Consider the following 17,761-nt stretch of genomic DNA (forward strand, 5'->3'; position numbering starts at 1 on the left):
GACATGACCCAGCTGAGGATCCAGCGGGCCCTGGATGCCCGGAATCGTTTCCACTCCCAGCGGCTCAAGGCCCCGGAGACCTATCACCGGACCCTGATATCGCGCACCCAGCTGAACACCGTGCGGGGCAAGCGCCTGTACTGGATCGCGCTCACCGTGGCCCTGGCCCTGGCCACCCTGGTGTTCATCGGCCCGCTGTTCTGGATGGCCACCGGCGGCTTCAAGACCTCGCAGGAACTGGTCCGCAACCCCCCGGTCCTGCTGCCCGCGCACCCCTCCACCCACGCCTTCAACCTGGCCTGGAACCGGCTCGGGATGGCGCAGCTGCTGTGGAACACGATCGTCTACGCCGGCGGCGCGCTGGCGTTCCAGCTCATCTTCTGCGTGACCGCCGCGTACTCGCTGTCCAAGCTCCGGCCGATCTTCGGCAACTGGATCCTGGGCCTGATGCTGGCCTCGATGATGATCCCGGCCGCGGCGCTGGTCATCCCGCAGTACCTGACGGTGCTGGACCTGCCGCTGGTGCACTGGAACCTGCAGAACACACCGTGGGTGATCTGGCTGCCGACCGTGGCCAACGCCTTCAACGTGTTCCTGCTCAAGCGGTTCTTCGACTCCATCCCGAACGACCTGCTGGACGCGGCCGCGGTGGACGGCGCGGGCCCGCTGCGCACCCTGTGGCGCATCGTGCTGCCGTTGTCGCGGCCGATCCTCGGGGTGATCTCGATCTTCGCGGTGGTCGCGGTCTGGAAGGACTTCCTGTGGCCGCTGATCACCGTGCCGGCGCACGAGACGCTGAACGTCGGCGTCAACACGGCCGCCACCTCCATGCCGGACAACGCACTGGTCGGCGGGCTGTTCCTGGCCTCGATCCCGACCATCGTGCTGTTCCTGATCTTCCAACGGAACATCATGTCCGGCCTGACGGCCGGCGCCGTCAAGGGCTGACGGGGCCCTGATCCGTATCGGACGGCGGACCGCCGTCCGCCGTTCCCCCGTCCCTTTCACCGTCGGCTGTCCCGCCGTCGTGTCTGCTTCGAGTACAGAGAGCAGGTTCCCGGTGTCCGCGCATACTTCCCAAGCGCCTTGGTGGCGCTCGGCCGCCATCTACCAGATCTACCCGCGCAGCTTCGCCGACGGGTCCGGCGACGGCATGGGCGACCTGGCCGGCGTCCGCGCCCGGCTGCCGTACCTGGCCGAGCTCGGCGTGGACGCGGTGTGGTTCAACCCCTGGTACCTGTCCCCGCAGGCCGACGGCGGCTACGACGTCACCGACTACCGGATCATCGACCCGCTGTTCGGGACCGTGGACGACGCCGAGGCGCTGATCGCCGAGGCGCACGAGCTGGGCATCCGCGTGGTCGTGGACATCGTGCCGAACCACACCTCCTCGGCGAACCCCTGGTTCCAGGCCGCGCTGAAGGCCGGCCCCGGCTCGCCGGAGCGCGAGCGCTTCTGGTTCCGGCCCGGCCGCGGATCGGACGGCGAACTGCCGCCGACCAACTGGCAGGGCATGTTCGGCGGCCAGACCTGGACCCGGGTGATCGAGCCGGACGGCGAGCCCGGGGAGTGGTACCTGCACCTGTTCGACCCGGCGCAGCCGGACTTCAACTGGCAGCACCCCGATGTGCCGGGGGAGTTCCAGGACGTGCTGCGGTTCTGGTTCGACCGGGGAGCCGACGGCTTCCGCATAGACTCGGCAGCGCTGCTGGTCAAGGACCCGGCGCTGCCGGACCAGGTCGGCGGGGACGACTCGGCGTTCGTCGACCGCGAGGACGTCCACGCCATCTACCGCTCCTGGCGCGAGGTCTCGGACTCGTACGAGGGCGACAGGGTCCTGATCGGCGAGATCTGGCTGCCGGACGCCGCGCGCCTGGCCCGCTACCTCGGCCCGGACGAGATGCACACCGTCTTCAACTTCCCCTACCTGGGCTGCGCCTGGGAGGCGGACAAGCTCCGCGAGGTGATCGACGAGACGCTGAGCCTGCACACCCCGGTCGGCGCCCCCCCGACCTGGGTGCTGTCCAACCACGACGTGGACCGGGTGGTGACCCGCTACGGCCGCGAGGACACCTCGTTCGCGATCTACGCCCGGCAGCTGGGCCGGCCGGTGGACCTGGAGCTGGGGACGCGGCGGGCCCGGGCCTCGGCCCTGCTGACCCAGGCGCTGCCCGGCTCGGTGTACATCTACCAGGGCGAGGAACTGGGCCTGTGGGAGGTCGAGGACATCCCCGACGACCTGCGCCAGGACCCGATGTGGGAGCGCAAGGGCCGCAACCCGGCCGACCCGGGCCGGGACGGCTGCCGGGTGCCGCTGCCGTGGTCCGGCAGCGAGCCGCCGTTCGGCTTCAGCCCGCAGGACGCCCGGGCCGAGCCCTGGCTGCCGCAGCCGGAGGCGTGGAAGGACTACACGGCCGAGGGACAGCTGAACGATCCGGCCTCGATGCTGACGCTCTACACCAAGGCCCTGCGCTTGCGGCGCGAGACCGAGGGGCTCGGCGACGGGCCGTTCGCCTGGCTGGAGGCGCCCGAGGGCATGCTGGTCTTCGAGCGCGGCCCCGGATTCGTGTGCGCGGTGAACTTCGGCCCGCGACCGTCGGACCAGCCGGTCGCGGGCCGAGTGCTGCTGGCCAGCGGGCCGTTGACGGCGGAGGGCCGGATCCCGGCCGACACCGCCGTCTGGATCGCCCGCTAGGCCTTCCCCCCGTCCTCGCCGCCGGCGGGCCCTCCCGCGGGTCCGCCGGCGGAGCTGTGTGCGGGCCCGGTTCCGGATGCTGATCCGGGTCCGGGCGCCGATTCTGTTCTGGACGCCGACTCGGTTCCGGACGCCAACCCGGGGCCGGGCGCCGTTCCGGGGCCGGGCTGCGAAGCGGACCGCGGTCCGACCGGACCAGGGCCGGACCAGGGCACCGGACTTCTCCCGGACCTTGAAGTATCAGTGTCCTGACGTCCGACCTCGAATGACACGGTCTTGCCGGCCTCGCCGATGTCCACACCGAACCGGTCCACGGTCAGCTCGACCAGGTCCAGCCCGCGGCCGCACACGTCCTCGCCGCCGGCGTGCCGGGGCCGCGGCGGGTGGACCGAGCAGTCGGCGACCTCGCAGGTCACCGTGCCGGCCCGGATCCGTGCGGAGACCGTCACCGGCCCGGCGCCGTGCACCACGGCGTTGGTCGCGACCTCGCTGTAGGCCAGCACCACGCGGTCGGCGTCCTCGCCGGCGCCCCAGGCCTGCTCGACGGCGGCGGCCAGCCAGCGCCGGGACAGGCTCACGTCCAGGGCCGAGCCCGGGAACGACCAGTACAAAGCAGTGTTCTGCGGTACCGCGGGCTGCGGCGCCGGCTCGGAGCCGGACGCGCAGTCGCGGACCGCCACCCCGCCGCCGGCGCCTTGCTGGCCGGTTCGGCACGCCGCCGGAGCGGGGTGGCGTAATTGCTGCATGAGGGCCTCACATCGTCGATGTCTGCGCGATCCGTCTCCCCCAGCGCGCACCCCACAATGAAATATCCCACCGCGCGCCGGGCGCCGCAGGGGAATCCCTGAAATCGCCGGGGCCGGGTCGGGCACAATGGCTCGCATCGCAAAAGCGAACCGCAGGGGGTTGGCGATGACATCCGCAGAAGTCCCCGGACCCGCCACCGGAACAGCGCCGGACGGCGAGCCGGACGAACCCGACGGCGCCCTCGAGCGCGCGGCCCGGGTCCCGGCCGGGCCCTCGGCGCCGCCGATCCGCCGCCGCCGGCTCGGCGCGGCGCTGCGCCGGCTCCGGCTCAGCGCCGGACTCACGCTGCAGGGCGCGGCCGAGCGGCTGGAGATCTCGGACTCGACCCTGTCCCGGCTGGAGAACGGCCAGGGCCGGCTGCGGCGCATCGACGTGGCGGCGGCGCTGGACGTGTACGGCGTCCAGGACGAGGACCTGCGCACGACTTTACTGAACCTGACCGGCCAGATCAGGGACAAGGGCTGGTGGCAGTACTACCGGCGGGCCATCCCGGAGCCGTACGCGGACTACATCAGCGTGGAGGCCGCGGCCACGTCGATCGACGCGCACACGGTGCAGCTGGTGCACGGCCTGCTGCAGACCGAGGCCTACACCCGGGCGCTGGCCGAGGCCTGGCGGATCCGCGCTGAACCGCTCGATGTGGACGCGCTGGTCGCCGTCCGCCGCACCCGGCAGCGCATGCTCGGCGGCGACGAACCGCTGCGGCTGCGGCTGGTGATGCACGAGAGCGCGCTCCGCCAGGGAGTCGGAGGACCGCAGGTGATGCGGGGTCAGATCGAACGCGTCATCGAGGAATCCCGCCGGCCCAATATCACCATCCAGATCATCACCCATTCAGCAGGCGCATATTCAGGGCTCGACGAGCCGTTCGCGATTGTAGGCTTTGGGAATCCTCTGGAACACGACGTGGTATGCCTGGACAACCTGACGCGGACGCATTTCCTGGAGACCGTCGACGAGGTGCGCAATTACGCGTCGGTGTTCGACCAGCTGCGTGCCGCGGCGCTTTCCCCCGAACGGTCGGCGCTCTGGCTGGCCGACCTGCTGACGAAGATGGAGAGCTAGTTGAGCACCAGCGCAACACCGAATTCGACCCCTGAGAACGGAGCCGCCCCGCACGAGACCCTCCTGACCGGCGCCGCGTGGCGCAAGAGCAGCTACAGCAACAACGCGAACAACTGTGTCGAAGTCGCACTGCTGCCAAACGGTGGGGTCGGAGTGCGACACTCACGGCGGCCTGACGCCGAAGTGATCATCTACTCGCGCTCCGAATGGGCTGCTTTCGTTGCTGGAGTGAAGGATGAGGAGTTCGATCTGAACAGCTGAGGCGCTACGGGCCCCGCACCGGATCGGTTTCGGGGCCCGGTCCAAACCAGGACCCGCGAGACGCCTTCGACACTAGGCCGATTCGCTCGACCGGCTGTCCAGCTCAGCGCTGATCACGTCGCGCAAAGCGTTTGCTGACGGATCGGCAAACGAGCCGAGCAGATCCAGTGCCTCGGTTCGACAGCCACGCGCCTTCTGGTGCTCACCAATGCGATCAAGGGCTATGGCAAGGTCGTGCAGGTCGTTGGAGAGTTGCCACATGCTGTCGCTGTCACGATGTCCGGCGACGGCGCGGCCCAAGAACGACGCGGCTTCGTCCCACCGCTGAAGTTGCAGGAACGCCCGGCCTGACAACGCCCAGGCCGTAGCCTCCGACTGGGGGTTGCGCAACTCGCGGAACGCCGACCCCGCACGCTGACTCGAGACCAGCGCGTCGGCAGGCGCTCCTTCAGCAAGTTGGAGCCGGGCGAAGTCAAGATTCATATGGCCTCCGTAGTTGGCGGCCAACGAAATCTCCCGCATACCCGCCGACGTCTCCTCGAGCGTGGCGCGCGCCTCCGGGAGGCGTCCGAGCTGGCACAGGGTTCGCCCGAGAAAGTTCATGGCATCGAGTTCGTAGACCCGATCACCGACCTCCCGTAGCACGTCGATGCTCTCTTCGAGCAGCGGCAAAGCGCGATCCGGATCACCGAACTCCAGCCATGCCTCGCCCAGATTCGACAGAAGCAATCCCACAAGGACACGGTCGCGCAGCTCGCGAGCGATACTCAACGCAGTGGACAGGTGAGTAACGGTCGGATCCATATTGTGAGCCCAGAGCTCGACGAGCCCTAGACCGTTTTCGGCATGCAGCAACCCCCGCCGGCTACCCAGCTGCGCGTACAGTCTGGCTGCCTCGCTATAGTGAAGTCTGGATTCCGAAAACCTTCGCGCTAGTCGCTCGTCGACTGCGAAACACGTTTCGATGGCAGCCTCACCGAAGGCATCAGAACTCGATCGGGCTGCCTCACCGCCTGCGCGTTGCAGCTCAATCCACGTGTTGAGCGGATCCGCCCTGAGGCCGATCTCCTTGACCAGCACCGGAATCTGCCATGAGGCGCGATGGAAGCCGATATCGCCTGCAGCCCGTACCGCCGCCATGAGGTTCGTCCGCTCTGCTTCATACCACGCGACAGCAGCCTCGGCATCTGAGAAGACAGGAACGCTGATGTCAGACCACGATTGGTCTGCATCCCTCGAGAGAACATCCTCTCTCGAAAGAACATACAGACTGCCGCCGACCAGCTCGGCCGCATTGCTCGCCGTACGAACGTAGAACATCAGAATCCGCCTGATGGCATCTGTCCGTTCATCGACGGTGTCAACCGAGTGGGCCTGGTCAGCGGCATAGGCACGGAGCAGGTCATGGAACTGGTAACGGCCTAGCCCCAGGTCTTCCAAAAGATGTGCGTCTACCAGCGCGTCGAGCAAACGTCGAGTCCTGCTTGTGGGCAGCTCCGCCAAGGCGGCAGCGACGGGCAGACCGAATTCCGGACTGGGATGAAGCCCCAGACGGCGAAACAGGCGGGCGGCCTCCTCCGGCAGAGCCCGGTACGACCAAGCGAACACTGTACGGACCGCAGCAGCATCGTCGTCGCCGGTCGACAACGCATCCCACAGCGCCGATTCGTCGCGCAGATCGGCGATCAGCTCGGGCAACGGCATACGCGGCCGCGCCGCAGCGCGCTCAGCAGCGATGCGTAGTGCCAACGGCAAGTAGGCACACAGCCGAGCCAGTTCTGCCAGCTCCTCCTGCGGGTCCTCATGTCGATAGTCACTGGTCGTCTCCTGGAGAAGCCTCACCGATTCCGCCGATGAGAGAGTCGTAACGCTGACTCGGTGTGCGCCATCTCGAGCGACGAGCCCTGACAAACTGCTGCGGCTGGTAACCAGCACCCGGCAGGTCTGAGAGCCTGGTAGCAGCGGTCGGACCTGTGCGACGGCGGCCGCGTTGTCCAGCACGATCAACATCCGGCGGCCGGCCGCGAATGAGCGGAACATTTCCGCCCGCGCTTCTTCAGCGGCGGGAATGCGCTCCGGTGAAACACCGAGGGCCCGCAAGAACCGCTCGAGCGCTTCGTTGGCGGAGACCGGCTCGCCTGGATCGTAGCCTCGAAGGTTAACGTAAAGCTGCCCATCGGGGAACCGCTCGCGAATACGATTCGCCCACCTTACTGCCAGCGATGTTTTGCCCACTCCAGCCGTCCCCACCAACACGGTGAGTCCGGCGCTGTCGGAATCGCCCAAGACTATGTCGAGACGGCCAAGTTCATCGAGACGGTTGACGAACCCACGAACGTCGCTCGGCAGTTGCTGCGGCAGCAGCGCCGCCTCTGTCGAATCCTTGGTGTGGAAGTGAATTCCGCCACTGATATCCCGGGCCTGCACCGTGTCGCGAGACGACCCTGACAGCTCCGAATGAGTCGCCCCCGGTCGCGAAGCCTCGTCCTGTCCTCGCTGTGATTCCGCCATGATCCCCCTCACCGACACGTCACACCGGGCGATAAATAACAGTAGTCTGATTTACAGGCTCTCGGCAGGTGTCGCTGCTGCGCCCTGTCCCCGGCGCTGGGGCCCGTTCTGTCCGTTTCGGTTCGACCCGGCCGCGTGGCCGTGAGCACCGACGCACAGGCCGTCCGCGCAGGTGAGAGGATGGCCCCCATGCCCCACCAAGGCGAGCAGCCCGTCTCCCCCGCCGACCCCCCGGAACACCCCCAGGACCACCCCCAGCACCACCACCCGGACCACGCCGACCCCGCCGAACGCACCCTGCCGGACCCGGTCGTGGAAACCGCCGTCGGCTTCCTGGACCTGCTGGCCGAACCCAGCCGCCTGCGTCTGCTGTGGGCCCTGCGCGAGGGCGAACTCGGCGTCGGCGCCCTGGCCGAGACAGCCGGCTGCACCCCCACCGCCGCCAGCCAGCATCTGGCCAAACTCCGCCTCGGCGGCCTGGTCGAACAGCGCGCCGAAGGTCGGGCCCGCCTCTACCGCCTGCGCGGCAGCCACATCAAGCGGCTGGTCGAGGAGGTCGTGGGGCACGCGGAGCACGCGGTCCGCGGCATCCCGTACGACTTGTGACTTATGACCTGTGGGCAGTCAGGGCTCAGGGCAGGAACCACTCCTGCGCCTTGTTCCCGGCGACACAGGGCTTCAGCGACAACGCGTTGGTCTGGCCGTTGTCGGTCAGGCACTGCCCGGCGGCCCCCTGGCTGTTGATGTAGAAGGCGCCGCTCGGCGTGCTCGAGTCCTGCGACAGCCACCACATCTGGAACGCCGACCCGCAGGAGCAGTGCGACAGGCTGATCTTGCCACCGGTCGCGTCGATCAGCTGGTTGGTGTCCAACCCGTCGCCGAACTCGTACACCGCCTGCCCGTTCGACGTCAGCGCGGTCGCCTGGAAGCTCTGCCCGGCCCGCCCCGCCTGCGGCTCGACGGTCAGCGAGGAGCCGTCGGTGTACAGCGGAGCGCCGGAGGAGTTGCCGAAGACGTCGATGGCATCGCCGTCACCGACGTTGGTGATGTACCCGGACTTGTGCGGCACGGTCGGCGAGGACGGGGTCAGCGGCGGCGGCACCGCGGCCGAGGACGTGGCCGACACCGGAGGCCGCGAGGTCAAAGCAGAACCGGCACTGCTCGTCGGCGCCGGCTTGCCCCCGGATTTGGCCGGCGGCGCCGCGGAGGTCCCCGTGGGCTTACCGGGCACACTCGACGCCGAGGACTTCACCACGATCGTCGACGTCTCGGAGATCACGGAGGTGACACTCACATCAGAGGTGGAAACCCCGCCCGAAGCACTCGTCGCACTGGCCGAACCCAGCGGCGCGCTACTCGCGGCCGAGGCGTGCGAACCACCGTGGGCGAGCGGGTAGGCCACGGCTATCGCCACGACGGCGGCCACGCCCACAGCGGCCAGAGCGATGGCCCGCCGCCGACCGGGCGCCGGCTGCGGGGGCTCGGGGGACTCGCCGACGCCGTCGGGGCCGACGATGGTGAAGGAGTCTTGGGGGACGACGCGACCGACCGGAGGCTCTTCGACGGGATCGAGGTCGACGCCCGCGTTGAAGGAGTTCAGGGGCATGGCATGGCCGGGGGCGATGCGCGCGGGTGATGGCGGGGGCGATGCCGGGCCCGGGCCGGTGGCCGGGGTGGCTTCGGCATCGAATTCGGTTTCGGCATCGGTGTTGGCGGGCGCGCTCGACGCACTAAGGGCTTGCTGGTCGGTCGGCTCCGACTCGCCGGTTGATTCGGCCGCCTGCTGGTCGCTCAACTCTGTGGCAGCGGCCTGCTGGTCGCTCGGCTCCGGCTCGCCGGTTGATTCGGTTGCCTGCTGGTCGATCGGCTCCGGCTCGCCGGTTGATTCGGCTGCCTGCTGGTCGGCCGGCTCAGACTCGGCGATGGTGTCGGCCACCTGGGAGTCGGTCGGGCCGGCGGCTACCTGTTGATCGCTCAGCTCTGCGGCAGCTGCCTGCTTGCTGGTCAGCTCCTCCTCAGGCGCCGGCTTGGCACTCGGCTCCGGCTCACCTGCCGTCTTGGCCGTTTCCCGCTCGACCGCTTGTGCCGCATTCCGCTTGCGCCAACGAGCACCGAAACCCGCCCGCGCAGCCTTACCGACCTCAGCGACAGCGGCACTCTTCTCCGTCGGCGCACCACCGGCATCCCGATCCACACCGGCCATGAACGAGTCCTGCGGCACCACCCGCCCCGACCCGCCACGTCCCTCGACCTTCGGCTCAGGCTTCGGCTCAGGCTCCGGCTCGGCCTCAGGCTCGGCTGCCACCACCTCGCTATCCGGCAGCGGAACGGTTTCGTCCCCCGAACTCCGCACCGTGAACGAAGCCCAGTCCGTGCCCTCCGCCTGCGGCCGTATCGCATACGAAGCCCACGCCGGCGAGCCCTCCACGCCAGCCCCAGCCCCAGCCGCGAGTTCAGTCTCGGCCTCGGCCTCGTCCTCGGCCTTGGCAGGGCCCCCGACCCCGCCCCCGAGCGCCGCAGCCGTCTCCTCCCCGTCGGCCTCCCCCTCGCCCCGGGGCACCACCGTGAACGACAAGAAGTCCCCGTCGGCCCGCGCCGCGTCCGCAGCCGCGGCGGCCGCCTCGACCCCCGCGACGTCCACTCCCGTCTGGAAGCTGTCCTGCGGCGTGCCGATCCGCGTGAGGCTGTCGCCCCGCGTCGCGAGGCGCCGTGCGGTCTCGGCCATCTCCCGGGCGCTCGCGAAGCGTTCCGCGGGGTCCTTTGCCAGGGCCCGCATCACCAGCTCACGCACCGGTGCCGGCACCGTGTCGGGCAGCGGGGGGACTGGTTCCTGCAGGTGCTTCATCATGATCCCGAGCGGGGTGCCGCCGTCGAAGGGCGGTGCGCCGGTCAGGCATTCGTACGCGATCACGCCGACCGCGTACTGGTCCGCCGCTGCCGTGACCGCCGTGTGCCGGGCCTGTTCGGGCGCCGCGTAGACGGCGGTGCCCAGGACCACGTCGGCCGCGGTGAGGCGGCGGGCGTCGGCGGTGCGGGCGACGCCGAAGTCGGTCACCACCACGCTGCCGCCGCGCAGCATCAGGTTGGCCGGCTTCACGTCGCGGTGGACGATGCCGCGGTCGTGGGCGGCCTGGAGTGCCTCCAGCGTCTGGGCGACCACGGTGAGCGTGGTGGCCTCCGACAGCGGGGCGCTCTCGTCCAGCAGGTCCGACAGGGGGCGGCCGGTGATGAGCTCCATCACCAGGAAGGCCGTGCGCGGGTCGTCAGCCTCGCCGTAGTCGAAGACCGAGACGATGCCGGGGTGGCTCAATGCGGCCAGGACCCGGGCCTCGGTGTGGAAGCGCGCGGCGAAGCCGGCGTCGTCGAGCAGCGCCGGCAGCAGGATCTTGACCGCCACCTCGCGGCCGAGCACCGTGTCCAGGGCGCGCCAGACGTCGCCCATCGAGCCGCCGCCGATCCGCTGGCGCAGCTGGTACCGGCCGGCCAGGACGGTTCCCTCACCCCACATAAAAGCCGTACCCCAAAAATCGTGTCGGTCAGACTCGGATCAGAGCTTTTCAGCAGGGAGCGGCGGCTGCATGACACGCCTGCGTCGCCGGGCCAACCACGCTGCTCCGGCGACTCCCCCGGCGGACAGTATCCCGCCTCCGCCAACGGCCAAAGCCCGGCCGGTGAAATCCCTTCGCACCGGTGCCGCGGCGAAGGACAGAGGTGCTGGCGAAACAGGGGGCGGAGTCGTCGCCGGGGCCGGGGTAGAGACGGAAGTCACTGCCGCGTAGGGGTCGACGATGCCCCATCCGTAGGACGCGTCCGGCGCCCCGGCGGCCATCCGGTCGGCGGTCGCGTACAGCCGCTGCCGCACCTGCGCGGCGGTCAGCGACGGGTAGCGGCTCCAGACCAGAGCGGCGGTGGCGGTGACGTAGGGGGCCGCGAACGACGTCCCCATCCCCGAGGCCAGTGTCCCGTTGTCGGCCGGCCCGACGCCGAGGATGGGGGCGTCCGCCGACCCGCCCGGAGCGGCCAGACCGATGTACGCGCCGTGCTCGGAGTACGACGCGATCGTCCGGTCGGCCCCGATCGCCGCGACCGCGATCACCCCCGGGTACGCGGCCGGGTACTGCGGCGGGTTCCCGTCCTGCTGCGCCCCGAGGTTCCCGGCCGCGGCGACGATCAGGACCCCGGCGGCCTGCGCGTCACGCACCGCCGCGGCCAGATCGGGCGAGTCCGTCGAACTGCCCGCGGACACGTTGACGATCTTCGCGCCCCGCGCCGCCGCTTCCCGGATCCCCTGGGCGATCGGCGCGTCCTCGCTCTCGCAGGTCTTGTAGGTCCGGATCGACAGCAGGCTGACCGCCGACGGCGCCAGCCCCACCACACCGGACCCGGCCCGGGCGCGCGCGGCGATGATCCCGGCGACCATGGTCCCGTGCCCGAGCGCGTCGGCGGTCGGCGGATAGGTCTTGGGATCGACGAGCGACACGCTGTCCGCGACATCGACGGCACCGGCCAGCTGCGGCGCCGCCACATCGATCCCGGAGTCGACGACCGCGACCCTGACGCGGGCACCGGATCCGGTGAACGGCGCCAGATCCCCGAAGCGCAGCGAAGTCTGCGCCCACGGCACCTGCGCGGTCACCGGCACCGGCTGAACCGAGGGCTGGCAGTCGTCGGCGACTGCTGAGGGCAGGCCGCCGACCGGACCAGTGACCGGAACGACGACAAGCCCCGCAACGAGCGCAGCCAGCACCCCACCCCACGAACGCCGTCTCACGCCACGTCCTCGCCGGCCCAAGCCGTCTGCAGCACCATCGTCCCGGCCCGCCGGCTCACCAACTGCGCCCGCCCCGCAGGCAGCCGCATCGGCCGCGCGTCCCCGAGGAACACCCCCTCGTCCTTGCTACACGACAGCAGCAGCCCCGGTGTGCTCAGCTCCCACAGCCGCCGCAGCACCGGGTCGCTCATCCCGCGCGCCGCGCCGGCCGTGGAGCGGGCCAGCACCAGGTGCAGGCCGATCTCCGCGGACTGCGGCAGCAGTTCCAGCAGCGGTCCGAGGGGTGTGCCGCGGCTGCCGATCATCAGGTCGTAGTCGTCCACCACCACGTACAATTCCGGCCCGCTCCACCAGTCCCGCAGCGGCAGGCGTGCCGGCTCCACGTCCGGGCCCGGGACGCGCTGCAGCAGCACCGGCGTGATCTCCTTCAGGAGATCCTCCAGCGCGGTCGCGGTCACCGCGTAGCCGAGCTGCTTGGCCGGCGGTACCGCGTCGTGCAGCCGGCGGCGGGTGTCCGCCAGCAGGACCCTGACCTCCTTCGGCTCGGCGCGCTCGGTCACGGCCTTGGCCACCAGCCGGAGCAGGTTCGTCTTGCCGCTCTCGTTCTCGCCGAACACCATCAGGTGCGGGGTCGCCGCGAACTCGTGCAGCACCGGCTGCAGCCGGGTCTCGTCCCAGCCCAGCGCCACCGCGGTGCGGGAGTCCGGCTGCGCCAGGCGGGCGGCGGGCAGCAGGGTGGGCAGCATCCGGACCGGCGGCGCGGCCTGGCCCGGGTGCGCCTTGGTCACGGAGCGGACCAGGTCGCGCGTGCCCTCGCCGAGGGTCGCAGCGTCCGGGTCGGCGTCGATGCGCGGCAGCGCGGTCAGGAAGTGCAGACGTCCGCTGGTCAGGCCGCGGCCCGGGATCGCCGGCACCTCCTTGGCCAGCGCGGCGTTCACCTCCGAGTCGATCGGGTCGCCCAGGCGCAGCTCCAGGCGGGTCCCGATGAGGTCGCGCAGCCACGGCCGCACCTCGGTCCAGCGGGCCGCGGTGATCACCAGGTGCACGCCGAAGCCGAGGCCGCGCGCGGCGATGTCCTGGATCGAGGGCTCCAGCCGTTCGTAGTCCTGGTGGAAGGTGAACCAGCCGTCGATGACCAGGAACACGTCGCCGAACGAATCGTCCGGGAACTCCCCGGAGCGCCGGCGCCGCCGGTACTCCGCCATCGACCCCACCCCGGCCGCGGCGAACGCCTGCTCGCGCTCGGCCAGCAGCATCGAGACCTCGGCGACGGTCCGCGTCACCTTCTCCCCGTCCAGCCGGCCGGCCACCCCGCCGACCTGCGGCAGGTCCGACAGTCCGGTGAGACCGCCGCCGCCGAAGTCCAGGCAGTAGAACTGGGTGTCGCGCGGTGTGTAGCGCAGGCTCAGGGAGCTGATCAGGGTCCGCAGCAGCGTCGACTTGCCGGACAGCGGCGCCCCGACCACCGCGACGTGCCCCGCCGCCCCGGCCAGGTCCGCGACCAGCGGATCGTGCCGCTGCTCGAAGGGCCGGTCGGTGACGCCGAGCACGGCCAGCAGCGTGTCGTCGGGCCCGTTCACGCCGCGTGCCGGACCTGCCGCGCCGGCCAGCGCCAGCGAGCCGTAGTTCGTCGCGCGCGGGTCCGGGTTCGGCAGCCCGCCGGTCAGCGCCGCGACGGCCTCCGGCAGCAGCGCGTCCAGGGTCGGCGGGGTGGACAGCGGCGGCAGCCAGATCCGGTGCGCCGGCCGGCCCTGTCCCTGCATCCGGTCGGCCAGGACCTGGAGCGTGGTCTCGGAGACCGGCGGGCTGGTGAACTCCTCCTCGGCTTCGGCCTCTTCCGCCTCGGACTGCGGCGCGACCCGCGGCGCCAGGTACGACGAGCGATACCGGATCACGTGGTAGCGCCCCGAGTCCTCGGCCTCCTCGCCGGCCTTCGGCGGGACGTACGGCGCCGAGACGTACCCCGCGCGGAACCGGATCAGCGGATCGGTCCCGCAGCGCAGGAAGCCGTGCCCCGGAGTCGACGGCAGGTCGTAGGCGTCGCCGACGCCGAGCACCGCCCGCGACTCGGCCACCGAGAACGTCCGCAGGCCGACGCGGTAGGACAGGTGGCCCTCCAGCGCGTGGATGCGGCCCTCGTCAAGCCGCTGCGACGCCAGCAGCAGGTGCACGCCGAGCGAGCGCCCCAGCCGGCCGATCATCACGAACAGCTCCAGGAACTCCGAGTGCGCCGCGAGCAGTTCGCTGAACTCGTCGACGACCAGGAACAGCGACGGCAGCGGCGCCAGCGGCACCCCGGAGTTGCGCGCCGCCTCGTAGTCGCGCAGCGAGGCGTAGTTGCCGGCGGCGCGCAAAAGCTCCTGCCGCCGCACCATCTCGCCGTGCAGCGCCGTGTACATGCGCTTCACCAGCGGCAGCTCGTCGGCCAGGTTGGTGATGACGGCCGAGGTGTGCGGCAGCCGGTCCAGGCCGAGGAACGTCGCGCCGCCCTTGAAGTCGACCAGGACGAAGTTCAGGATCTCGGGATCGTTGCGGACCGCCATCGCCAGCACCAGCGTGCGCAGCAGCTCGCTCTTGCCGGAGCCGGTGGCGCCGATGATCATGCCGTGCGGGCCGGTGCCGCCCTGCGCGGCCTCCTTGATGTCCAGCTCGGCCGGCAGCCCCTGCTCGGTGAGGCCCAGCGGCACGCGCAGCCGCTCCCGGTTCGGCCGTGGCTGCCAGGTCTGCGCCGGGTCCAGGCTGCGCGCGTCGCGGATGCCCAGCAAGCCGGTGAAGGAGATGTCGCCGGTGCCGCGGCCGCCGGCGTCCCCGGCTCCGGTGACCCGCAGCGGGGCCAGGATCCGGGCCGTGGCCAGGGATTCGGCGGTGCTCAAGGTCGCCGCGCGGCCCAGCGGGCTGACGTCCTCGCCGCCCGCCCGGTCCGAGGTCACAGCAGCCAGCGCGGCGTCGGCGCCCTCGCGGGTCGCGCGCAGCCGCAGCGTCGGCACCGGGGCGTCCGGGCCGACGGCCGCGCCGGTCAGGTCCAGCAGCACGGCGTTGCGGTACCCGCTGCGCAGCGCGCGGTGGTCGGCCGGCAGCTCGCCGCCGTCCAGCAGGATCACGGTGAACGGCTCGCGCGCGGTCGGCGCCGCGGCCGGATCGTGCGGCCCGCGCTCGCGGAAGTCGCCCGGGTCCAGCAGCCGTTCCAGGTCCGCGAAGCTGTCGCTGATCAGCCGCACCCGGCCGACCGCGTCGAGCTCCGAGGCGTGCAGCGCGTGCGGCAGCCACTTCACCCATTCCCAGCGCTCGCGCGTGATGTCGCCGCAGTGTACGGCGATCCGCAGGTCCTCGGGGCTGTGCATCACCGCGAGCTGGGTGAGCAGGGCGCGCACCACGGCCCGGCCGGCCGGCCCGTCGCCCTCGAACGCCACCCGGGAGAAGGCCCGCAGGTTCGCCGCGATCGGCAGGTCCGGAATGGTCTTGTAGGCCTGCAGGAACCGGCGCAGCGCGTTCGCCGACACCGGGTCCAGGTCCTCGATCGGCTTGGTCTGCGGCGGCGCCATCGTCACCGCCAGCGCCATCGGCCCGGTGGCCAGACGCACCTCGGCGAAGTCCCGGTCGGCGGTGCCGCGCTCCCAGAGCCGGCCGCTCATCGCCACCGACCACAGCGCCGCCGGGTCCGGGTGCCGCCAGGTGAGGGCCTTGATCTGGGCGTCGATGTGCTTGCGCACCTGCCGCCGGTTCTGGTCCAGGTGCCGCAGGTAGTCGCGGCGGTCCCCGGACAGCTTGGCCTTCTTGTCGCCGCCGCCGCGGCCAACCTGCATGCCTACCATGCCCAGGGAGGACACCGCCATCATGCCGCCGGCCAGATAGTTGGTGGCCCGCGCGCCCGGCTGCAGGAACATCATCGCCATGGCGCCGCTGCTGGCCGCCATCGGCAGAACCATCACCGCTTGTCCGAGCCCTCCGGACACCGGTTCCGGGATCGCCGGGGGCTCCTGGAAGGCGATCTCACCTTGAGGGAACCGCGGCGCGGGGCGCCGCGGCACCGGCCGGAATTCTCGGATGCTCAACGTTAGCTCTGCTTCCCCTGGCGGCCTGGTCACACGACCCGCGATAGTCGAGCACTCGTCCGGACCAGTGCGCAAAGGAAAGAAGAGCGGGACGTTGAGCATCCGAGCCACGCTGCCAGAGGCCGACTTGTGCCGCCTGTCCATCGCGACCCCCGCCAACGTGCTGGAACTCGCACTGCCCACGGCGGTACCCCTGGCGGACTTCCTACCAGCAATCTTGAGCTTCGCCGGGCCCGAGCTGGCCGACGCCGGGCTGGCCCACGACGGCTGGGTGCTCCAGCGCGTCGGCGGCGCCCCGCTGCCGGCCGCCCGCACCCTGGCCGAACTGCGGGTCCTCGACGGCGAGACGCTGTATCTGCGGCCGCGCCGCGCCGTCGCGCCGACGGCCGTCTTCGACGACGTCGTGGACGGCCTGGCGACCGCGGTGCGCGAACGCGAGGACCGGCTGCGCGAGGGCGCCGGCCGTTGGGCCGGACCGGTGCTCGGCACGGTGGCGCTCGCCGCCGGCGCGGCGGGCGTCGCGGCCGGCGCGGGCCCGGTCGGGCAGCGCGCCGGGATCGCCGGGGCGGTGGCCGTCCTGGTCCTGATCGCCTCGGCGGTCGCGGGCCGGGTCATGGCCGCGCGGCCGACCGCCGCCGCGCTCGGCGTCGCCGCCGTCGGCTGGGCCGCGCTCGGCGGCTGGCTCGCGGCGGACACCTTCGCGCACACGATGACGCACCCGGAATCGGCGGCCGCGCTGTGGGCCGGCGCGGCGGCGCTGCTGGCCTCGGCCGCGGCCGCCGCGGCGGTCGGCGGATCGGTCGACACAGCCGGGCACCTGGCCGCCGCGCCGCGCCGGTCGCAGACCGGAACGGCCGTGCTGGACGAGCCCGAGCCCGGCACCGGCGGCCTGGAGCCCTTCGCCACCACGGCGATCGTCGCGTTCGGCACGGTCGTGGCCGGAGCGCTCGGCGCCGGGTTCCACCGCGCGCTGTCGCAGACCACGGTGATCTCGGCCGTGATCGGTCTGGCCTTCGTGCTGGCGGTCCCGCGGCTCGCGTTCCGCCTTGCCGGACAACGGCTTCCGGCCCTGCCCGCCACGGCCGAGCGCATCCAGGTCGACCTGCCGGCCCGCGGCCAGGCCGACCTGTGGGCGACCTCGGCCCGGCTGGACCGGATCATGGCCGCCCTGCTGCTCGGCAGCGGACTGCTCGCCGTCGGCGGGGCGGCACCGGCCGCCGGGCACGGGGTGCTCGGCGCCCTGGCCGCCGCCGACCTGGGGCTGGCCTTCCTGTTGCGGGCCCGCGTCTTCGCCCGCACCGCCCTCAGGCTCCTGATGCAGAGCATCGGGATGCTCGCCCTGGCCGGCGGTGCCTGGCGCGCCGCCGCCACCGGGCACGCCCACACCGGCACGGTCGGCGTCACCGCCGGCATCGCCGTCGCCACGGTGCTCATCGGGCTGATCGCGGCCTCGGTGGGACCGGCACGGCAGAGCGACGACCCGCCGTACGCGGCGCGCGCCGCCGACATCGCCGAGTACTTCGTGCTGATCGCGCTCGTGCCGCTGGCGCTCGGGGTGCTCGGCGCCTTCGGCTGGGCACGCGGACTGGCGGGCTGAGA

General features: G+C 71.4%; 11 protein-coding genes. 6 read left to right on the forward strand and 5 right to left on the reverse strand.

Going from position 1 to position 17,761, the window contains the following annotated elements; genetic code table 11:
• Positions 1 to 3 precede the first annotated feature (3 nt).
• Both ABH926_RS41610 and ABH926_RS41615 read left to right on the forward strand, forming a co-directional pair.
• On the forward strand, positions 4 to 948 hold the full coding sequence (locus ABH926_RS41610) for a carbohydrate ABC transporter permease (RefSeq protein ID WP_370371896.1): 945 nt from the start codon (positions 4 to 6) through the stop codon (positions 946 to 948).
• 112 nt (positions 949 to 1,060) lie between these two features.
• Entirely contained in the window at positions 1,061 to 2,695 is a 1,635-nt protein-coding gene (locus tag ABH926_RS41615; protein WP_370371898.1) for a glycoside hydrolase family 13 protein, read from the forward strand.
• On the opposite strand, the gene ABH926_RS41620 is transcribed toward ABH926_RS41615, so the two are convergent.
• Complete coding sequence (locus ABH926_RS41620) at positions 2,692 to 3,441, reverse strand: ATP-binding protein (RefSeq protein ID WP_370371900.1); 750 nt, start codon at positions 3,439 to 3,441, stop codon at positions 2,692 to 2,694. The genes ABH926_RS41615 and ABH926_RS41620 overlap by 4 nt on opposite strands.
• 166 nt (positions 3,442 to 3,607) lie before the next feature.
• Here ABH926_RS41620 and ABH926_RS41625 point away from each other — a divergent pair, with 166 nt between their 5' ends.
• Together ABH926_RS41625 and ABH926_RS41630 are read left to right on the forward strand one after the other, a co-directional pair.
• The gene (locus ABH926_RS41625; protein WP_370371901.1) at positions 3,608 to 4,567 is read left to right on the forward strand and encodes a helix-turn-helix domain-containing protein; all 960 of its coding nucleotides are present in this window, start codon (positions 3,608 to 3,610) and stop codon (positions 4,565 to 4,567) included.
• The gene (locus ABH926_RS41630) at positions 4,568 to 4,828 is read left to right on the forward strand and encodes a DUF397 domain-containing protein (protein ID WP_370371902.1); all 261 of its coding nucleotides are present in this window, start codon (positions 4,568 to 4,570) and stop codon (positions 4,826 to 4,828) included.
• A 72-nt stretch (positions 4,829 to 4,900) separates the two neighbouring features.
• On the opposite strand, the gene ABH926_RS41635 is transcribed toward ABH926_RS41630, so the two are convergent.
• Entirely contained in the window at positions 4,901 to 7,339 is a 2,439-nt protein-coding gene (locus tag ABH926_RS41635) for a tetratricopeptide repeat protein (RefSeq protein ID WP_370371904.1), read from the reverse strand.
• Positions 7,340 to 7,528: 189 nt separating this feature from the next.
• Between ABH926_RS41635 and ABH926_RS41640 the strand changes: the two genes are divergently transcribed.
• The gene (locus ABH926_RS41640) at positions 7,529 to 7,945 is read left to right on the forward strand and encodes an ArsR/SmtB family transcription factor (protein WP_370371906.1); all 417 of its coding nucleotides are present in this window, start codon (positions 7,529 to 7,531) and stop codon (positions 7,943 to 7,945) included.
• Between the two features lie 25 nt (positions 7,946 to 7,970).
• Here ABH926_RS41640 and ABH926_RS41645 read toward each other — a convergent pair whose 3' ends face one another.
• The 3 genes from ABH926_RS41645 to eccCa are packed head-to-tail and all read right to left on the reverse strand — an operon-like array spanning position 7,971 to position 16,264.
• A complete protein-coding gene (locus ABH926_RS41645; protein WP_370371908.1) occupies positions 7,971 to 10,847 on the reverse strand; it encodes a protein kinase in 2,877 nt (958 codons plus the stop codon).
• A 39-nt stretch (positions 10,848 to 10,886) separates the two neighbouring features.
• The gene (locus ABH926_RS41650) at positions 10,887 to 12,110 is read right to left on the reverse strand and encodes a S8 family serine peptidase (protein ID WP_370371910.1); all 1,224 of its coding nucleotides are present in this window, start codon (positions 12,108 to 12,110) and stop codon (positions 10,887 to 10,889) included.
• Complete coding sequence (eccCa, locus tag ABH926_RS41655; RefSeq protein WP_370371912.1) at positions 12,107 to 16,264, reverse strand: type VII secretion protein EccCa; 4,158 nt, start codon at positions 16,262 to 16,264, stop codon at positions 12,107 to 12,109. Before eccCa ends, ABH926_RS41650 begins: the two co-directional genes overlap by 4 nt.
• On the opposite strand from eccCa, the gene eccD reads away from it, so the two are divergent.
• On the forward strand, positions 16,257 to 17,759 hold the full coding sequence (eccD, locus tag ABH926_RS41660) for a type VII secretion integral membrane protein EccD (RefSeq protein ID WP_370371914.1): 1,503 nt from the start codon (positions 16,257 to 16,259) through the stop codon (positions 17,757 to 17,759). The genes eccCa and eccD overlap by 8 nt on opposite strands.
• The last annotated feature ends 2 nt before the right edge of the window (positions 17,760 to 17,761 follow it).

The sequence above is a fragment of the Catenulispora sp. GP43 genome, assembly GCF_041260665.1.
GTDB lineage: Bacteria > Actinomycetota > Actinomycetes > Streptomycetales > Catenulisporaceae > Catenulispora.